Below are 19,110 nucleotides of genomic sequence, written 5' to 3'. Positions count from 1 at the left end.
TTTAATCAATGAAAAGCACAAAAGCATTTTGCACCACAGAGGAAAAAGAGGACACAGAGGAAGGGCATAGTGCTTAAACTCTTTTCTCAGTATGTGGCACTCGTTGCTCTCAGTGCTCTCAGTACTATCAGCGCTAATAAATTTATGAAATCAAAGAGGTGAAAATGAACAACAAGAATCCAATTGGCTTAAACGACCCTCTTTATCATGCTTGCCATGCCAAACCGGTGACGCGCCGTGATTTTATCGCTCAGGGTTTTATGGCCGGTATGGGCACTGTCCTTAGCGGTTCAGTGTTAAGTTTGTTTGCCAATCCGGGGAAAGCCCATGCTGCTTTATCACCCGATTTAGAAGCGCTAAAAAGTCACTGTGGTATTGCCACCCAAGGCGCTGGAAAAATTCCTTTTATCGTATTCGATTTGGCAGGTGGTGCAAATATTTCAGGTTCCAATGTGCTAGTGGGCGGCCGTGGTGGACAATTAGATTTTCTAAGTACCTCAGGTTATAGCAAACTGGGTTTACCCGGCGACACCATTCCCTCTATCGCTAATCCAGATACAGGTTTGAGTGATTTTATCAATACCGAACTGGGTTTAGCTTTTCACTCCGACAGCGCATTTTTGCGGGGCATTCAGGATAAATTGAATGTGACTAACCGTGCCAACGTCAATGGAGCGGTCATTCCTGCACGCTCTGAAAATGATACCGGCAATAATCCTCACAACCCTATGTATGGCATTAATAAAGTAGGCTCTGATGGCTCATTGTTAACCTTAATTGGTTCCCGCAATTCAGACTCTGGTGGCAACTCTATGGCACCCGCTGCCATGATAGACACATCCAAGCGTCCCACTAAAGTCGACAGACCTTCAGATGTGACTGGCTTAGTAGATACAGGGGATTTAGTGGGTTTATTAAGTCAGCAAGACTCAGTCGCTGTGATGGAGTCGATTCAACGAATTAGCGCCATGAAACTCGGCAAAGTGAGTACCCAAATTACCACAGACGATGTGTTAAAAGATCTTGTCAATTGTGGCTATGTAAAAAGTGCGGATATCGCCGACAGATTTGGCGACCCCTCCTCTCTTAATCCTGAGCTTGATGCCGACATAGTAGGCGAAAGCGGTATTTTCAGCCAACAAGAGTTTGACGGTGATAGTGAATTTCGAAAAACTGCCTCGACCATGAAATTAGTGATCAACGGTTTTGCAGGAGCAGGCACTATCACCATGGGTGGGTTTGATTATCACACAGGTGACAGAGCCACAGGCGAAGTGCGCGATTTACGGGCAGGCCGATGTATGGGAGCCTGCTTAGAATATGCCGCACGAGTAGGCGTGCCACTTATGATGTATGTATGCAGTGACGGCTCAGTGGCCAGTAACGGCATGATAGATGATTCAATTAATGGTCGCGGCAAAGGCGTGTGGACAGGTGACAATTCATCTACCGCATCATCGTTCTTTTTAGTCTACAACCCCGGCGGCACACCACAATTAATAGGCGCAACGGCTGAAACACAAGCCCAACACCAACAAATTGGCTATATGCGCAAAGACGCATCAGTCGAAACGGCTGCCACACCCGCCGCGAACAACGTTAATTTATTAGTAGAAACAGTGGTTTTAAATTATATGGCGCTACACGGTGAACAAGGCAACTTTGCCAATATATTCCCACAAAATGGTTTGGGTAGTGCTGTATTAATGGATAGTCTTACCGCATTTGAGCCTATTGTTAATGGGGTAATTGCCTAAGAGGCCGTGTTCAAAGCCTAGAAAGTGGACTCACCACAGAATTACCTCCGCGCTGCAAAATATGGGTGTAAATTTGTGTGGTACGTAAGTCAGCATGGCCTAGTTGATCTTGTACAGTGCGGATGTCTGCGCCTAATTGTAAGAGGTGGGTGGCAAATGAATGGCGCAAGGTGTGAGGTGTGAGGTGTGACATGTTTTTCTATACAAGCTTTACCGGCCGCAAAAGTAATATTTCGCTGTATTTGTTTTTCATTGATATGGTGGCGCCTAAGTTTTTGACTTTCAGGATCAATACTCAGTTTTGCTGAGGGAAATAAGTATTGCCAGTTCAAACTTTTATTGGCAGACGGATATTTTAATTGCAATGCGTGAGGCATCCAAACACCAGCAAATTGTGTATTGTTTAAGTCTAATTGCAGATACTGCTTTACCTTAACAATTTGACTATGAATCGGATTTTCTAATTCACTTGCAAGGGTGACAACTCGATGTTTTCCGCCCTTGCCATTCCATACTCTTACGCAATGGTAGTCAAAATCGATATCCTTTACCCTGAGTCTAGTGGCCTCCATTAATCTTAATCCGCTACCGTACAATAAACTTGCAGGCAAATAGTAACCGGCGCTAATTTGTTTAAGTAAGTGTTTAACTTCGTCTACGGTTAATACCACTGGCAGCTTTTGTTGGCGTTGGCTGCGAACAAAATTTAGTTTCATCGTCAACGGTTTTTAAATAATGGCCTTATACAAAAAACTTAGCGCATTTAATGCACCTGCTTGAGTCTGCGCAGCCACTTTTCTTTTATTCACCAGAAAATTTAGAAAGGCTTCAACATCACTGTCATTTAGCTGAGCGGGGTGCTGTTTGTTGTGAAAATTAATATAGAATTTTATCCAATAGAGATAAGCCTCTATCGTGCGTTTGGCATAACGTTTTTCACGCATGGTTTCGATGATATGTTGCAAAAACGGGGAGTTGTTCATGGGAACGTCCTTGTGATAAATTATACTGTATTTATAGACAGTATAATGTGATTTGTCCAATAAGAGCAGATCGTGGACATTCTGGGGTATTTCAGCAATTATCTTTTGCTTGGTTGGATGAAAACGTTTATAAAAGAGATACGTAGGGGCCGAGTAAAAATATGGTCTGAACTATAGACGACATAGAGGTTGCGTGAAAGATCCCTTTATGTCGTCGAATAAATTGTTAGTAGCCCTATCCGTTATTCAATGTGGCTACTGGTAATTGGGTACGTAAACTGGTAAGTTTTTAGCTCGGCAGTGTGTGGCAATCAGTCACACCATTAAAAGGAAGTTGGTCATCACATTTACATCACACATTTCAACTTCACTACCGCAGGTAAATTCAATCTTCTACTTCAGCAAGTTGTGGTGTTGCTTGTCAGTTATAAAATTAATCAAGTGCTTGCGTGTACCGTGGGCACTAACAAGCAAAGGCACACGGACGCGCAAAAAGCGCGCGCCAGTGCTTTGAAGCGTTAGGTAACAAATATGGGAACGGAAATATTGGCTATCTCGTTTTTTACAACTCCATTGATATTTCTGATCAGTGTGGGTTTGTTGTTTAAACGTAAATTACCAAATCCAAAGGCTATTATTCTGTTAGTTCTAAACACTCTTTTTATCAGTTATTTTATTATCACTGGTCTCATCGATGGTCATATACTTCAAGCGTTTTTAGTTGGTGGCTTCTTACTTATGCCATTTCAAGTTCTAGGGGTGCTAGCTGCATTATCACTTGGTGGTAAGTTAGGTGACAAACAAGGTAGTGTCAGCAATGTTACCTAACAAAACAATAAACAACATTCGCTTCGCTCATTGGGAAAAAGCCTCGCTGTCGCTTAGCTTTTCCCGTTATTGTAGGCGTTATGTTTTTCATTAGACGAGTTAACTTATGGATAAGTTGTTTAGCCGAAAAGAGAAAGTATTTTATTCGGTAGTTTTTGGGTTAAGCTTGATGATTTTTGCTTCGGCCATGTATCGAATGGAAACATGTGGGTACGATTGTGGTTTATTTGCTGTTTCATCTGGCCCAACTGTTGTAGTGGTTTACTTATTAAGTTTTTGGACTTCAATTATTATTTTAGGTGTGTTTCTTCTAAAATTTCTAATTCGAAAGTTTGGTAAAAACAAAACATAACAAGCTGTTTAACAAGGACAAAATACAGTTGGCTTTTGCTCCTTCGTCGCTTATTTTAGCCAACTATATTTTGCCCATTAACAGGGCGTTAGTAGCTCTGTTCATTTTTCACAGTGCTTACTTGCAAGTGGGCACACAAGTCTGATAGTTTTTAGTTAATTACCGTCGGTTAGGTTGTCGCAGTATAACCAGGGAGAAGGTCATCACTTATTTTCAATATCTTCAGGTTTTGCTCTGTTGCTTTGCTTACCGTTTACTTCAAAAAGGGCTAACGCTGCATGTTAGTTAATCAAATCAATCAAGTGCCCTCGTGTACCGTGGGCACTAACAAGCACAGTCATCCGACGCCAAACTGCGGCGCGGCTGCTGTGAATCGTTATAAGCACTAAAGGAGTTAAGTGTGGCATTCAACCTAGAAGAGAAGTTCATACTTCAGGCTGAAACAGAATTAGAAGCAAACCTCCCCGTAAATTACAAAGCTGCAATGCTAGAAAATAACGGTGGTGAAATTGAAGTTTCTGGTGATGTTTGGGAGCAGTATCCTATTCTTGATAAATCTGATAGAAAGCGCATCGCACGTACTTGCAATCATATTATCACTGAAACCAAATCCTGCGAAGGCTTCAGGAATTTTCCTTCAAACGCGCTGGCTATAGCTGGCAACGGATGCGGTGATCAACTAGTCCTACTTAAGCAAAATAGTAACTATAGTGATTCTATCTATATTTGGTCGCACGAAACTGGCGAAATTGATAAAGTAGCTAGCGACTTCAATGAGTTAACGTGCTTATAACAAACGCATTAAACCTGACTCCACAAGTGGGTCGATTTTTTTGCAAAAACAAACAGCGCAAAATAAGCGCCCAACTTGCTCCGCTGTTTATGCGAAGCGTTATAAGCCAATACTAGGTTTGGAGTATCATGGAAGAAAATAAGTTTTTTAAATTAGTTTGGCGCTTCAACGGGCTAGTAATTTCAGTCGCGGGCGTACTTGCTGTTGGTGTTCTTTTATTTGTCGTATTTAAACTTTTTCAGGATGTGACGAGAGAAAGAACAACCAGAAATATTGTAAATATTGAAGAAAATGCTGAAATAAAAGAAAACTGGAGATTCGGACAACTAACTCAAATAAATGATGGGAAAGTGCTAATGATTCCACTTTATTCTGATCAATCATTTGATCGTGCTTATTTCAGTAAATCGTCAAACTCAACAAGAAATCACTTATTTATAAACACTGAAACATCTCAAAAAACGTGGTTGTTTGATCATACAAATTATTTAATTGAACGCAGTGATAAATTAAGAAAAGGAGATTACGATTCAAAACAACCTATTATTGCAATCTTATATCAACTTGTTCAACTTGACTCAGATAATGATAATCGCTTATCTGCTGGTGATTTAACAACAATAGCTATTACACAACCTGATGGTTCGGGTTATAAGGAATTAATACAAGAAGTGGAGTCTATAGTGGATCATACAATGCTAAATAAAATGGAATTATTCCTAGTTTATCAAAAGGCTGGTGTGTCATATTCAACAATACTAAACTTGAAAAGTTTCGAGCTAACTAAAACTGATAAACTTCCAAAAGTTGGCTTATAACAACACGCCCTGAGGTGGACAACAAGTATAAATTAGCTATTTACCGCAAATTTTAATAGAGGCGAGCCTCTTCGTTTTAGGGCCTCTAAGTATTTTGACTCATCGTATGGCATACTTGTTTTCCAGCACCTAAATAGTATCCTAATCCACTTGAAAGCTAGCGATCTGATGATGCTGTTATGTGGTTTTCCTTTGCTCTTTTGTTGTTCATAATAAGCCTTAGCCCAAAATGAATAACGTATCGAAAAACCAGCCCATTCCACAAAGGTTTGCCTTAAAAAGGTCGGACAACTATAGCGCCAATGTGTCCACATTTTCTTTCCGCTTCGCTCAATGACAGGCGCAATACCGGCATACTTTTGCAGTTCACTCGCATCTTTATAACGCTCTCTATTACTCCCAAAGGCCACTAATAATCTTGGGGCTAGTTGAGGGCCAGCACCTGGGAAACTGTCAAAAATCACCTTGTCATCGTGCGACTTGTAGGCCAGTTTTATGGCTTTATCTAACGACTCAATTCCCTTTAGTAAGACTCTGTATTGTGCAATGAGCACTTCAACTAATAGTTGGTTCGGTTCTATCACGCCGATGTCTTCGGTTAATGGCATAGCACTTTTGATGCTTAAGATACGTGCATCATTTACCTGAGAATAATGTGAGTTATGGCTGTTGAAAAAGTCTAAGAGTGTTTGTTTTTTTACTCTTTTAACTTTGGTAAGTGATGGCCATTTACTGATAAAGTCACAGAAGATGAAGGTGTCTTTTTCTTTAAACCATTCAAGTGCTTGAGGATAATAATTCTTTAAGGTGGCGGTTATTTTATTGGATAAATCCACGCTATCTTGAACTAAGCTCCGACGGTACTCAACTAACTGTGCAAGTGAGCGCATAGCCGCTGACTCGGGTTCAATGACGGTGAGCTTGTCCATATGCAGTGTAAGTATTTCGACTTGAATGAGTGCATCAGAAGGGTCATCTTTCGCGTTACTTGGCGTAAAAGCTTTACGGTAATTAGCCACGGATGACGGGTTAATGGTAAATAAGGTTAGGTGGCTATATTTTGCTAAGGCATAAATAAGAGGACCTTTTTTTAGTTCGCAAGCCACGGCAATTTGTTGATTTGGGTAGCGCTGTTTAAGGCTCATTGCCCAGTCATGAAACGCTTCAGGTTTACTCTTAATAATACAATAATGGTACTTTTGTGTGTTGATAGGATATTCACATATGTCATGTTTTGTATCTGCCCAATCAATGCCGATTAAAGCAGCGAAATCATTAATATTATATGCTTTCATTTTGCAGCTCCTCCGAGTAATGTTACAGATGGAATGTGCTTAAATCTCGTTTCTCGCAGGTCTTATAGATAGTCGTGGTCGGCAATCCCTGAGTATGCGTTTTGAAATGAGTTGCTCTGTTGGCTCGAACGTCTTGTTAGAAACATTTAATGTTTGCCATTAAATATTCGTAACCAACAGAAGCATGTTCCACCTAATATAATAGTAAGTTACTTTGTTAGATTAAGTGGCTTGGTCGAACTATAAGTCATTCAAGCAGGACAAAAAACAGCTGGTTTTGTTCACTGCGTTCACTATTTTAACCAGCTATTTGTTTGCCTCTTAATGAAGCGTTACATGCCAACGTAAGTATCAACCTAAGGAGTTATAATGAAAAGTATCACATGGAGTCCTGCAGCAGCGTGCCCTAATTGTAAACATACCTTTCTCGCGAATTCTTTTCTTGTATGTGAATTAACTTCAGAGCAATTAATAAATGGTCCTTACCCAAATATAAATATGTCAGGTAATCGTATGAGTTGCCCTAAGTGTGGTAGTTTTGCTGATGTTTTTAACTACACACCAGAAACAGTGAAATCTGAACTTCAAAAAATTAGAGAACAATTCTTAGATATAAAAGAGGCTGAACTGGCTGTTTTCTTTAAAACATTAAAAACCGCTAGTCCAGAAAACTACGAAGAATTATACAGTTTAGTTTTAGAAATAAGTCCATCTCTATCAGAGGTAATGCAGAATTTTAAGGCTACATTAAACTGGATTTGTCTTATTGGTGGTACGTGGGCATTTTTCACACAGTTAGAAAGAACGCTACAGTAGCCTAATATAGAGGCATGTAACAAGTTACTCAAACGGACGCTAAACAGCTGACTATCTTCGTTCCTCCCAATTTTACCCAACAATTTCGCGCCCGCTTATTAAGGCGCTAGGCATCAATCACGCATGGGCATGAAAAAATCGGATTGCAGATGACATTAATGATTTGAGAATATATTTTCACAAAATTTTTGAAGTTGTAGGCACTTCAACTGAGTTTTCAGATTTAGGTCATTTCACATCATATGTAAAATTGGATATGTTGTGTAATCTTTATAGTTGCCTAGACTTTTGGCTAAAACAAATATGTAAACAAAAACAGCTAAGCCTTAAATTAAATTTAAAGTTCAAAGACATTAAAGCAGATGATGAATTTGCTGTTTATCATAAATACCTAGTAAAGGTTGCTGGTGTAAATATGGATGATGTTAATAAAGAGTATATTAACTTACAAAAATTAAGAGTTATTAGAAACAGTATTATTCATGCTGGTTCGCATGCGGTTGACATAAAAAAGATTAGTGATATTCCGGGAGTCACATTTCATGAAACGCTGATATGCGTATCTAAAGAATATGTAATTAATTCTATTGAAGAAGCTGAAAAATATCTATTAAGTGCTAGTAATGCCTAACAAACGCATTAAACCTGACTCCCCAAGCAGGCCGGTTTTTTGCAAGTCACACGGCGCAAAAAAGCGCCCAACTTGCTCCGCTGTTTATGCGAAGCGTTAGTAGCCCTATCCGTTTTCATCGTTGTTACTTGCCAGTAGGTACACAAATCTGTTAGTTTTTAGTTACGTGAAGTTGGTAAGTTCGTAGCACCATAACCAGGGAGTTGGTCATCACATATTTTCAATATCTTCAGTTTTATCAATGTTGTTCTACAGAAAGTTCCACTTCAAAAAGTTACGGCACCGCATGTTAGCTAGTCACATCAATCAAGCGCCTGCCTGTACCGTGGGCACTAACAAGCACAGCCATCCGACGCCAAACTGCGGCGCGGCTGCTGTGAATCGTTAGTAGTGCTATCAAATTTAGGTGTATTTAGATATCTATGAAAGATGAAACTCAAGAACGATATGTTTTCTTTCGATTCGCGATTCAAGATTTTTTTGAATGTGCTGAAACACTTGAATTACTAGAAAGTAGTGATAACAATGAAATTAAAATGGCTTTATTTAAAGCTGCGGTTATAGCTTACGCTAGACCTTTCTCTGGAAATAAAGCAGTCCATAAGAAGCATAATTGGCGTTTAGACGAAAATTGGGTTACGGATCTTGAAGTTCATAGGTTAGCAATTGAGTATCGGTCAAAGTTATTCGCTCATACCGATATCCCCTACCTTTCACCTAGTTTAGCTAAAATTGGAAATCGGCTCCCAATCAGTATGCGAGGAACTTATTTTGAAAAGTATATGGAGCTAGTCGAGCCTTTAGCAATGTTATCTAAATCAATGATTTCAGTTCTTAAAAATAAGACAAAAGAGTACGAAGTAAAGCACTTCTAACAAGCTGTTCAAGTGGGACAAATTACAGTTGGCTGGTTCCGCTTCGCTTCACATTATAGCCAACTACAATTTGCCCCTTAACAGGGCGTTATGTGTCAATATCAATCAAATTAAGGAGTATTAAATGGAATTAGAAATAACATGGAAACGAGCAGCTAGAATTTGGTGGTCATATCTTTGGCGTAACATCATAGCAATTATCGGAGCTGTTATTATTGGTGCTATTATCGGCGGTGTTTTAGGTTTTATTCTAGGTATGCTTGGTACTTCTACAGATATTATTAAGTTAATTGTTCAACCCATTGGCTTCTTAATCGGCCTAGGAATTTCAATCATTCCATTAAAGCTTATTCTTGGTAAAAACTTTGGGGAGTTCCGCTTGGTTCTAATGAGCACTAGCGAAGAGTCCAACACATAACAAGAACTTCAAACGGAAAAAATACAGTTGGCTGTTTTACTTCGTTCAACATTTTAGCCAACTATATTTTTCCGCTTAAGTAGGCGTTAGGCTTAAAAAAGGAATTAAATAAAATGTTTGGAATTAGTCCCTCGCAACTGCTTTTTTTTATTGTTGGGTTAGGCGTTTTTATGGCGAGTATAAGTTTATACCTAGGCCGCAGAAAAACTGAAACACCGATACTTGTTTCCGTTATCGGTTTTTTCACTGCATTCATCCCGCCAATCGCTTTAATTTATTTATTAATATTGGTCTTTAAACGCGACTTACCGAAGGTTTAAATTAGTGGATATGCAATTTAAGCCTAACAAGCACAGTCATCCGACGCCAAACTGCGGCGCGGCTGCTGTGAAGCGTTAGGCAAAAATTCGAAGTAAATCGGATATTTAAATATAAAAAGGAAACATAAAAATGTTAAAAAAAATAGGTTTAGTCACTCTTGTACTTTTAGGAGTTTCAGGGTGTTCCACGTACTCAGTTAATCGCTATGCTGTATCGGTAGACAATATTTCATCATTAAAGAAAATGGCTGATTCTAATATTAATGTTGGTGAGTTCAGTAATTCCGGGGAAAGCCAAACTAGTATTATGTGTAGAGGTGTTGGGCCAATAAAAACTCCAGATGGCCAATCGTTTGAAGGATTCATTCGTAAGGCATTTATTGATGAGTTAAAAATGGCAGAGGCTTTCGACGGTGATGCTCCTATAACCCTCACTGGCATATTAGATTCTATCGACTTCTCCTCTGCATCAGGTAGCTGGGATATCGCTATGACATTGAATTCCTCTAATGGAGAGTCCATATCCGTTAAAGAAAGTTACTCTTTTACAAGTAGCTTTTATGGAGAGACTGCTTGTAATCAAACAGCCCAAGCTTTGATGCCAGCAGTCCAAAATTTGATTGGCAAGATTGTTCAAAACGAAAACTTCCCAAAACTAATCAAAGGCGCCTAACAAACGCATAAAACTAGACTCCGCAAGTAGGCCGTTTTTTTGCAAAACAAACTGAGTAAAAAAGCGTCCAACTTGCTCCGCTGTTTATGCGAAGCGTTATAAGCCCGTATTACTGGTAGTGAACGGAATAAAAGAATATACGGAAAAATTAATTTCTTCGTTGGTATTAAAAGTCGATAAAAATATTATAGAGAGGGAGTAGGGCAAAATGAGAGAGGTGATTTTTCGTATATTAAGCTTAGTTTTAGGCGTAGCCGGTTTATATGTTGGATACATCGCATATAGCAGAGGTGAGTTTGGTGGCAATGGTGGATATTATGTGATTGCGTTTTATTTATATGGTATGTCTCCGTTTATTGCATATGGCCTTGGTGGAACCAAGATCTTGTCTAAGATACCGCCTCGGATGATATCGCAAAATTTAAAATAGCAGTTATAACAACTCGTGAGTTTTTCTAGGGAGTGAGAAGGTGAAAATAATAGTTCGTGTCATTCAAACTGCTGGCCTGCTAATCGGAATTGTCATCATCATAGGTATTGGTTTATTTATCTCTACTGCTGGCGATCATGGTGTACCCGATACAGTTGCAACTGATCCAACAATTCCCCACATTGAGATCGATGGTGTAGTCTTCCACGCCGAGACTTTTGGCGATCCACAGAACCCTACCGTGGTCGTTGTTCATGGCGGGCCGGGTGGTAACTATGGCTATCTACTCAACTTGCACCAGCTAGAGAACGATTACTTCGTTGTCTTCTATGACCAACGCGGCTCAGGCCTGTCCCCACGGGTCGACGCATCCGAACTTTCGTTAGAGTCATCTATCGCAGACTTGCATCGGGTTGTCACCCACTATGGACAGGGAGAACCAGTCTACTTGGTGGGCCATTCGTGGGGCGCAATGCTTGTTGCAGGTTACCTTGGGCAGTATCCTGAATTTGTTGCCAAGGCGGCACTAGCAGAGCCTGGGGCACTTAATAACGCCTCTTTGGCTCGTTTTAGTGAACGGCAGAGCAACTCACAAGGCTTGGGGTTCTATCGGGTACTGCTGCCCACTATTTTCGAAACCTTCCACATGAAACCGCAAGATACTGATGCTATCAACGATTATATCTCTGGCAGGATGGCAAAAGCATTCGTTGGCTCATTTGCGTCCGGCTACACCTGTGCAGGCGAACCTGTCAGTACTGAAGAGCCAAACGTACCTGTTCCACCCAGCCGCTTTGGATCTACAGCCTTCAACACCATCTTTGGCCCTTCAACTGATCTTTCACAAATCGGTGTGGTTGCCCACAACTATACTGACGAGGTACTGTTCATTGCGTCCGAATGCAGCGCCTTCACTGGTGAAAAATTACAGCGTGCCCAAATGACAACCTTTCCAAAAACGCGATTAGTGGTCATTCCCAATGCAGGGCATGAAATGTTTGGTGACAATCCTTCTGCTAGTCTTGCTGTGATACGTGAGTACTTCGAGTCTTAGCAGAAATACCTGTTGATCCGAAAAAGGAATTAATAGTGATTACCAAACTGTTAGATACACATAACCATTCAAGCAAGCGAGACTGCCTAACCGGCAGCCCCTATTCGAAGCGTTATGTTCTTCCGCAATATTAAGCCTAGGAGTTGACTTGCAGCTTTTATACAAATACATGTCTAATCCTGAGTACTTCTTGAAAGATGGCTATATTAGAGCAACTCAATTATCCGCATTAAACGATCCTTTTGAAGCCATATATTGTGAAAATGCATTATCTGAACTTTGCCCTCATTTTGAAATATGTGAGTCGCCAAGTGAGTTAATAACTCATATTGAGACAAATAAAAATAAAATAGGGGTCATTAGCCTAACCGAAGCTAAAGATAATTTATTAATGTGGTCTCATTATGCTAATGAACATAAAGGTGCTGTTATTGGCTTCTGGTCAAAATCTGCTTTTGATGGGAATATGTTTACTCATTTGCACGAACCTCAACTTAATTCAACTAGCATGTTTGAAGACTATGAAATGTTTCGTGGCGAATGCATTCCAGTTATGTATAGAAAACAGCCTAGATACCGTGTAGATCAATTTGATTTTGATTACTCTAACATTACCGCTGAAGGCAAAGACCGAATTTTCTTTGAAATATTTCAACAGAAAAGCGATGAATGGATATACGAGAAAGAACACCGTGTAACTCTTCGCTTAGATCAAGCTGATAAGGTTATAGTTAATGATATCCATCGATTAAAAAACAAATTTGTTTTAAATAAGTTACTGGAACTAGGTATCGAAGATGATAATGGTCAATATACTATTTACCTCGACCAGATTTCGGACAAAGATAGAAGAGAGGCATATGCTAATAACCTTGTTGAGCTTAGTTCTGACCCTAGCAGCTTGTACCTTTTTAAAGTTGGCGCTGTTAAGTCAATCATTTACGGTCTTAATGTTAGTGAAAGCATGATAGAAAGCTATCAACAATATATTGAAAATTATCGCCACATGGAGCAGTGGAAAGCTTCATTGAATAAGGACTTTTATACTTTGAAATTCGACGAAATAGAACTAACATAACAAGAAATTAAACAAGGACAAAAAACAGTTGGTTTTTGCTCCTTCGCCGCTTATTTTAACCAACTATTTTTTGCCTCTTAATGAGGCGTTATATACTAAGGAGGTTAGGTGCTTAAATCGATTCACCATGCCGCTATAATTTGCTCAGATTATAAAAAGTCTAAAAATTTTTATGTTTCAATTCTTGGATTAGAGGTTATAGCTGAGAATTATCGTGAAGAACGTGATTCATTTAAACTCGATCTTAAATTACCAAATGGTGGTCAAATAGAATTATTTTCCTTTCCTAATTCGCCAGATAGACCGAGCTTTCCTGAGGCTCTAGGTTTAAGACATTTAGCATTTAATGTAGAGTCAGTTGAATCAGTAAAAGCTTATCTTTTGTCTCAAGGTGTAGATGTTGAGCCGATTAGAGTAGATGAATATACCACTAGAAAATTCACATTTTTTAGTGACCCAGATGGACTTCCTCTAGAGCTATATGAGCAGGCAGGCATATAACAAGCCAAGCAAGCGGAACTAAAAACAGTTTGCTGTTTTCGTTCCTCAACATTTCAGCAAAAAATTTTTAGCCCTTTATTGGGAGTTATGTGCCAATGAGGTTGATTTGAAGATACTGATTGCTTTATTAATTCTGTTAACTCTTTGTTCTTGTGCTGTTATCAAAGAGGATTTTTATTATCCAAGAGCATACGGTGGTTCTGTTGAGAAAGAGTCCTGTAGAGGGCAGGTTGGAGCAGATAACACACTAATATTGAATTTTAAGGGTGTAGTTTCCAAGTTTTCAATGCGTATATTTGGTGATAAGCGTTTTTTCTCAGTTACATTAACAATACCAGACGGTGCAGAGGTAATTTGGCCAAAACAGACTATTACTGGAGTCGCCGAAGATACAAATGTTGACTTGACTATAAACTCCTTTGCTAGGGTTGTAAGCCGAGGCGATAATTATCAAACAGCTGAGTACTTTGCTGGGTCAATCATGAAAAATAATTCAGATAGCTCAGAAGACGAATATTTTGAATCTATCTTGTTACCTAACAAACTTTTTGAAGTGCTAACGATCGAAAACCTCAACATAATTATTAACGGAGAGACGCTATCTGTACCAAGTATTCGTTTCGAAAAATCAAGTGGTTATTTTTTGCACCCGCTAAATTGTTAGCAAAGGCACATAACAAAAACATCATGGTGGGAATTTTACTCGCTGAAAAGCGCTCCTAAAATCCCCATATGTTAAGCGTTAGCAGGCCAAAGCCATTATCAGGTGGTTGTCGGTAAGTGGCGTGCAAAGCGGTTAGCTTTTTTAGTTTGTCACTGTTGGTAATTTAACTTCACGTACACTTAAAAGTCTGGCAATATTTAATCAACAATTACTGGCAAACAAAAAGGCAATGGATAATGCAATTACACAATTTAAATAAGGACCGTGCAGTTTGTTAGTCTATCAAATTATTCAACCCGCTTCACGTTATGCGGCCGCTAACAAACAAATTAGAGCCGACTCGCAAACAGCGCGCTCCACCTATTCGAAGCGTTATAAATCTCAAGGAGGATTGGAGTGGATTCATGCACTATAGGTGGAATAATAGGCGGGATTGTTTCTATTATTTTATGTGGGTACGTTTCTTTAAGAACCAGTCATAAGTCAATTGATGGACAACTCAAGTTTGGACTCATTATTTCATGTCTATTCTGGGTGTGTTTACTCATAGTCGGAGCATGTTTTTTTGGATTGCTTTTTACTGATATTAATCTTGAACGAAATCTTTATCCGATAGTCGGGTTAATCGCGGGCTTTGGTCTAGGAGCTATATATTCATATGGTGAAGCCTTTAAAGTTCATGGGAAATTTGATGAAAAATCAATACAGTTTTCGTACTCCTTGGTCTGGTTCAAAAGATGAGTTGTGGGCTAATCTAAAACAAATAAAGTTTCACGCCACTCCAAATTAGTATACTTTGACTTTTGAAAGTGGTGCAAAAATCAGATTTTCAGCATTGTTAAGCGGCCACGGTCTAGTAATCGAGCACGTTAAGTCATTAGGTCACGATTTATAACAAGTTTATTAAATATAGTTACGGCCAAAGAACGGCCTTCACTGGACGCGTAAAAAACGCGCGCCATTTATAAAAAGCGTTATATTTATTTTTTAGGGTCAACGTAAAAGTTTTAAAAGAGAGTTGAAGTTAATATGAATGAAAACAGTACAATATTGTCCGATGAATTACTTGAAGGTAATGAGCCTAGTTGCAGTAACACAAGTTGTTGCCCACCTAAAAGTCCTATTGTAAGGGCGACTCCAAAAGTTGGGCGTAACGATCCTTGTATTTGTGGTAACGGGCGTAAATATAAGAAATGTTGCGGAAAAAATGCATAAAATATCCTGTACATTCTAAATATAACAAAAAAATCATGGCAGGGACGCGAAAAATCCGCGCCCCATATTTGAAGCGTTATACGAATTCATCTAGTTTGGGGGATATATGAAAATTTTAGCATTAACAAGTATGATTTTATTAATATCTGGATGTACAAAAAATGAAATTAAGCACCGATTATTACATCCAAATGCTAGTACTAACAATCCAATAAAGGCTGCAATTTATGTTGGTTCTGCCCTGGTTGTCGGTGAACTTTCGGAAGATTGTAGTCATGGGCACCCCGAAGATAGAGAAAAGTGTAGAAAGGCTAAAAAAATTTAAAAACTACAGAGTAATATTCGTATAACAAGCCAAGTCAGCGGGAATTTAACTCGCTGAAAAAACGCTCCTAAAATCCCCATATGTTAAGCGTTATATTTTCGAAGGATACCGAAAGTGAATGAGAGTATGAATATACGAGAAAAGACAAAACTGAAAAAGAAGGTAAAATTATACCTAGTGATGTTTCCGGCTATTGGGGTTTTAGGTGGAATTTCATTTGGCCTAATTTCTGGAATTGCTGTCTTAAGTGGCTCCAATATTTGGATTATAATCCTACCAGCATTAATTCCTTTTGCAGTGATGTGGAATGGATTCAAAAAACTTTTCAATAAAATTGATGAACTATAAAAAATAAATATAACAAAAATATAACTGGAAAATCACTCGCTATCACTCCGTATTTTCCAGTTATATTAAGCTTTAGGCGCTATCAAGTCATATCCACGTATTAAACTAAGGAATTTTATGAAACGGCTAAATAATAAAGTTGCTATCGTTACAGGATCGTCGCGAGGAATAGGTGCTCAGATAGCAATATCACTAGCGGATGCTGGAGCAAGCGTAGTTATTAATTACTCTAGCAACCAAACATCAGCTGATAAAGTTGTCTCTGATATTAAAGCTAATGGTGGAAATGCCATTGCTATAAAGGCAGACATCAGTAATCCAGGCGAAGTTAAGTTGATGTTTGATTTGGCGATTAACCAGTTCGGAAAAATAGACATCCTTATTAATAATGCTGGCTCTATTTTGTATAAAACAATTCAAGATACAACGGATGATGATTTTGAACAGATATTTTCTGTTAATGTGAAAGGTACTTTTAATACACTTCGTGAGGCAGCTTCACGGCTTGAGAATGACGGACGTATTATTAATTTTTCTAGCTCTACGACCCGCCTAATGCTACCAACGTATGGAGCATATTGTGCGACCAAAGGGGCTGTAGAGCAGCTCACAAGAGTTTTTTCAAAAGAGGTTGGTGCGCGAAATATTACGGTCAACTCAATTTCACCGGGCCCAACCAATACTGAACTTTTTACTGAGGGTAAAAGTCAAGAGGTTATAAATCGACTTGCGGGAATGGCTGCACTTGGTCGTATTGGCGAACCAATAGATATTGCCCGTATAGTGTTATTCCTTGTTGGTGAGGAGGCATCATGGGTAACAGGCCAAAATATTGGTGCAAACGGAGGGTTTGCCTAACAAGAGACTATGGCGCCAATAGTTAATTTATAGCCTTTGGCGCTTCCCACATCACCCCATCTCTTAGCATAGAATTTAAGATAACTACCATTTTTCTAATACAAGCGATGATAGCCACTTTTTTAGGTTTTCCAGCTGCTACTAATCGTTGATAAGTCTCTTTAAAAACAGGATTACTTTGTATAGCCGACATCATTGCCATGTATAAAACGGTTCTGACCTGATGTCTTCCACCTTGGATTTTTCTATGTCCTTTGTATCGGCCACTTTCTCGATTCATAGGCGCAACACCGACTAATGCAGACGCTTGTTTAATGCTGATATAACCTAACTCAGGTAAATTACTGATGATGGAAGCAGAGTCTATTTTACCAATACCTTTCATGCTTTGCAGGGTGATGTTTTTAGCTTGATAATCTGGGCAGCTTTCAATTAATGAGACTATTTTGTTTTCAATCTTCTCTATCTGATTTTTGAACACGGTTAATACAGGTTTTATGGTCATCTCTAGATGTTGGGGCAATATCTGCATTCTATTTTTCTCCATGGTTTGCATAACAAGGAGTTGATTTCGCCTAGCGACTAAGTCACTCATAGACTGCATGATGTCTGGTTTAAGGTTGACAGCTTAGGTTTAATGGCTTCGCCATAATGGGCTATCAACTGGGCATCAAGTTTGTCAGTTTTAGCACGTTGACCATTGGCACCTTCGAAACGTTTAATGTGGACCGGATTGGCAATCACGAAGGGCAAATACATTGGCGGCCTTAGCTTCGCTCAAAGCGGCAACCCATGCATTTATCCATTATGCAGAGTGTTAGGTTTTTTATGGATAAAAAGCTCTTTCGTGTTTTTCTTTTGTTCAACATCAGCTGCCTTTTTTCTGCGTTGGAACAATATTTCTTTTTCCAAACAATTTTGTTGAGTCAGCAAATGAATATATTCTGACTAGTAACGTCTAAGTTAATGGAGTGATGAAAAAAGAATTAAGCTAAGGTGTATAATTTCATATGCCTAAATAACATTTATATCCTGCAGATGACTCTTTAATCTCTGGTTAACACTTCTAATAATTCAATTTCAAAGACTAGATTGGAGTGAGGTGGGATCATCGTGCCAATCTGGCGTTCTCCATACGCTAAATGTGCGGGTACTCGCAAACGACGTTTGCCGCCGACTTGCATATCTTTTAAGCCTAGTATCCAACCTTGGATAACGCGTTTATTACTCAGTACGGTTTGAAAAGGGGCATTCTTTTTATAGGAAGAGTCAAACTCTGTACCATCTTCAAGCCAACCGATATAGTGAGCGGTGATCAATGCTCCACGCACGGCAATTTTGCCTGTGCCTTTAACTAAATCATCAATTTCTAATTCTTGTTGCATATTTACTTTTCAAAACCCAATATTAGTGAATGTGTACCTTGTAATGAATAGAGCAGGTAAACTGTTATTGAATATCATTTTATCCTAAATTAAGGAAACAAACATGGCAATGACCCCCTCCAATATGTTGCCGCTAGGCCACAAAGCGGCGAGTTTTAGTTTACCCAATACAGATGGCAATATAGTAAGTTTGTCCGACTACGAGGGCACTCAAGGTCTGGTGGTAGCTTTTATATGTAACCATTGCCCTTATGTTATCCACATTGCACCACAGTTGGCAAAGATTGCGCAACAGTATCAAAAAAAGGGTATCGCTTTTGTCGCCATCAATAGTAACGACATCGAACAATATCCCGATGACGATATGGCACATATGATTGAGGAAAAACGGGCCCGTCAATACCCTTTTGCATACCTACTGGATGAAAAACAGGAGGTTGCTAAAGCCTACTCTGCAGCATGCACACCTGATTTATATTTATTTAATGGTGAACAAAAACTGGTTTATCGAGGTCAATTCGATAGTTCAAGACCGACCCGAATATCTTCTGGAAACTACGATTCATCTCAACACCAAGCTACAGGTCACAATTTAATTCAGGCTATGGATGCACTGCTTGTTGGTCATCATATTGACACAACTCAGACACCCTCTATGGGCTGCAATATCAAATGGAAGGCTGGTAATTGATT

General features: G+C 39.2%; 22 protein-coding genes and 2 pseudogenes. 20 read left to right on the top strand and 4 right to left on the bottom strand.

Going from position 1 to position 19,110, the window contains the following annotated elements:
- The first annotated feature begins 164 nt into the window (after positions 1-164).
- A complete protein-coding gene (locus C427_RS02615) occupies positions 165-1,757 on the top strand; it encodes a hypothetical protein (RefSeq protein WP_007636188.1) in 1,593 nt (530 codons plus the stop codon).
- A gap of 10 nt (positions 1,758-1,767) precedes the next feature.
- Here C427_RS02615 and C427_RS26160 read toward each other — a convergent pair.
- Positions 1,768-2,740: pseudogene (locus C427_RS26160) on the bottom strand (integron integrase).
- A gap of 531 nt (positions 2,741-3,271) precedes the next feature.
- Here C427_RS26160 and C427_RS02600 point away from each other — a divergent pair.
- From C427_RS02600 to C427_RS02585, 4 genes are all read left to right on the top strand, one after another.
- Positions 3,272-3,568: a hypothetical protein gene (locus tag C427_RS02600; protein WP_007636182.1), complete on the top strand. Its 297-nt coding sequence runs from the start codon at positions 3,272-3,274 to the stop codon at positions 3,566-3,568.
- 106 nt (positions 3,569-3,674) lie between these two features.
- Positions 3,675-3,920 (top strand): hypothetical protein, encoded by a 246-nt coding sequence (locus tag C427_RS02595; RefSeq protein WP_226991079.1) that lies wholly within the window; start codon positions 3,675-3,677, stop codon positions 3,918-3,920.
- A 400-nt stretch (positions 3,921-4,320) separates the two neighbouring features.
- Complete coding sequence (locus C427_RS02590; protein WP_007636179.1) at positions 4,321-4,713, top strand: SMI1/KNR4 family protein; 393 nt, start codon at positions 4,321-4,323, stop codon at positions 4,711-4,713.
- A gap of 128 nt (positions 4,714-4,841) precedes the next feature.
- Complete coding sequence (locus C427_RS02585; protein WP_015430363.1) at positions 4,842-5,531, top strand: hypothetical protein; 690 nt, start codon at positions 4,842-4,844, stop codon at positions 5,529-5,531.
- A 32-nt stretch (positions 5,532-5,563) separates the two neighbouring features.
- Here the strand turns inward: C427_RS02585 and C427_RS02580 are convergent, their stop codons facing one another.
- Positions 5,564-6,826, bottom strand: coding sequence for an IS110 family RNA-guided transposase (locus C427_RS02580; RefSeq protein WP_007636175.1), 1,263 nt, complete (start codon positions 6,824-6,826; stop codon positions 5,564-5,566).
- A gap of 369 nt (positions 6,827-7,195) precedes the next feature.
- On the opposite strand from C427_RS02580, the gene C427_RS02575 reads away from it, so the two are divergent.
- From C427_RS02575 to C427_RS02505, 14 genes are all read left to right on the top strand, one after another.
- On the top strand, positions 7,196-7,642 hold the full coding sequence (locus tag C427_RS02575) for a hypothetical protein (RefSeq protein ID WP_015430362.1): 447 nt from the start codon (positions 7,196-7,198) through the stop codon (positions 7,640-7,642).
- Positions 7,643-7,805: 163 nt separating this feature from the next.
- The gene (locus C427_RS02570; RefSeq protein WP_015430361.1) at positions 7,806-8,273 is read left to right on the top strand and encodes a hypothetical protein; all 468 of its coding nucleotides are present in this window, start codon (positions 7,806-7,808) and stop codon (positions 8,271-8,273) included.
- A gap of 422 nt (positions 8,274-8,695) precedes the next feature.
- Positions 8,696-9,148 carry a hypothetical protein gene (locus tag C427_RS02565; RefSeq protein WP_007640569.1) on the top strand — a complete coding sequence of 151 codons (453 nt, stop codon included), beginning with the start codon at positions 8,696-8,698 and terminating at the stop codon, positions 9,146-9,148.
- 124 nt (positions 9,149-9,272) lie between these two features.
- Entirely contained in the window at positions 9,273-9,566 is a 294-nt protein-coding gene (locus C427_RS02560) for a hypothetical protein (protein ID WP_007640567.1), read from the top strand.
- Positions 9,567-10,016: 450 nt separating this feature from the next.
- Positions 10,017-10,559, top strand: a complete 543-nt coding sequence (locus C427_RS02550; RefSeq protein ID WP_007640564.1) for a hypothetical protein — start codon at positions 10,017-10,019, stop codon at positions 10,557-10,559.
- Between the two features lie 208 nt (positions 10,560-10,767).
- Positions 10,768-10,989 carry a hypothetical protein gene (locus C427_RS02545; RefSeq protein WP_007640563.1) on the top strand — a complete coding sequence of 74 codons (222 nt, stop codon included), beginning with the start codon at positions 10,768-10,770 and terminating at the stop codon, positions 10,987-10,989.
- A gap of 40 nt (positions 10,990-11,029) precedes the next feature.
- Complete coding sequence (locus tag C427_RS02540; RefSeq protein ID WP_007640561.1) at positions 11,030-12,043, top strand: alpha/beta fold hydrolase; 1,014 nt, start codon at positions 11,030-11,032, stop codon at positions 12,041-12,043.
- A 148-nt stretch (positions 12,044-12,191) separates the two neighbouring features.
- Entirely contained in the window at positions 12,192-13,121 is a 930-nt protein-coding gene (locus C427_RS02535) for a DUF2971 domain-containing protein (protein WP_007640559.1), read from the top strand.
- 108 nt (positions 13,122-13,229) lie between these two features.
- Positions 13,230-13,622 (top strand): SMU1112c/YaeR family gloxylase I-like metalloprotein, encoded by a 393-nt coding sequence (gloA2, locus tag C427_RS02530; RefSeq protein WP_007640558.1) that lies wholly within the window; start codon positions 13,230-13,232, stop codon positions 13,620-13,622.
- A gap of 106 nt (positions 13,623-13,728) precedes the next feature.
- On the top strand, positions 13,729-14,286 hold the full coding sequence (locus C427_RS02525; protein ID WP_007640557.1) for a hypothetical protein: 558 nt from the start codon (positions 13,729-13,731) through the stop codon (positions 14,284-14,286).
- A 1,029-nt stretch (positions 14,287-15,315) separates the two neighbouring features.
- Positions 15,316-15,501 (top strand): SEC-C metal-binding domain-containing protein, encoded by a 186-nt coding sequence (locus C427_RS28675; RefSeq protein WP_081589039.1) that lies wholly within the window; start codon positions 15,316-15,318, stop codon positions 15,499-15,501.
- A gap of 106 nt (positions 15,502-15,607) precedes the next feature.
- A complete protein-coding gene (locus C427_RS02515; protein ID WP_015430359.1) occupies positions 15,608-15,826 on the top strand; it encodes a hypothetical protein in 219 nt (72 codons plus the stop codon).
- A gap of 126 nt (positions 15,827-15,952) precedes the next feature.
- Positions 15,953-16,174, top strand: a complete 222-nt coding sequence (locus C427_RS02510; protein ID WP_034899823.1) for a hypothetical protein — start codon at positions 15,953-15,955, stop codon at positions 16,172-16,174.
- Between the two features lie 117 nt (positions 16,175-16,291).
- Entirely contained in the window at positions 16,292-17,032 is a 741-nt protein-coding gene (locus C427_RS02505) for an SDR family oxidoreductase (RefSeq protein WP_007640545.1), read from the top strand.
- Positions 17,033-17,054: 22 nt separating this feature from the next.
- On the opposite strand, the pseudogene C427_RS02500 reads toward C427_RS02505, so the two are convergent.
- Together C427_RS02500 and C427_RS02495 are read right to left on the bottom strand one after the other, a co-directional pair.
- Positions 17,055-17,785 (bottom strand): annotated as a pseudogene (locus tag C427_RS02500) (IS110 family RNA-guided transposase); the annotation flags it as partial.
- Positions 17,786-18,078: 293 nt separating this feature from the next.
- Positions 18,079-18,417 (bottom strand): FKBP-type peptidyl-prolyl cis-trans isomerase, encoded by a 339-nt coding sequence (locus C427_RS02495; protein ID WP_007640543.1) that lies wholly within the window; start codon positions 18,415-18,417, stop codon positions 18,079-18,081.
- A gap of 103 nt (positions 18,418-18,520) precedes the next feature.
- Here C427_RS02495 and C427_RS02490 point away from each other — a divergent pair, with 103 nt between their 5' ends.
- On the top strand, positions 18,521-19,108 hold the full coding sequence (locus C427_RS02490) for a thioredoxin family protein (protein WP_007640542.1): 588 nt from the start codon (positions 18,521-18,523) through the stop codon (positions 19,106-19,108).
- Positions 19,109-19,110: the final 2 nt, after the last annotated feature.

Source organism: Paraglaciecola psychrophila 170 (assembly GCF_000347635.1).
In the GTDB taxonomy this organism is placed as follows: Bacteria; Pseudomonadota; Gammaproteobacteria; order Enterobacterales; family Alteromonadaceae; genus Paraglaciecola; species Paraglaciecola psychrophila.
This window is presented reverse-complemented; position numbering and strand designations above follow the sequence as displayed.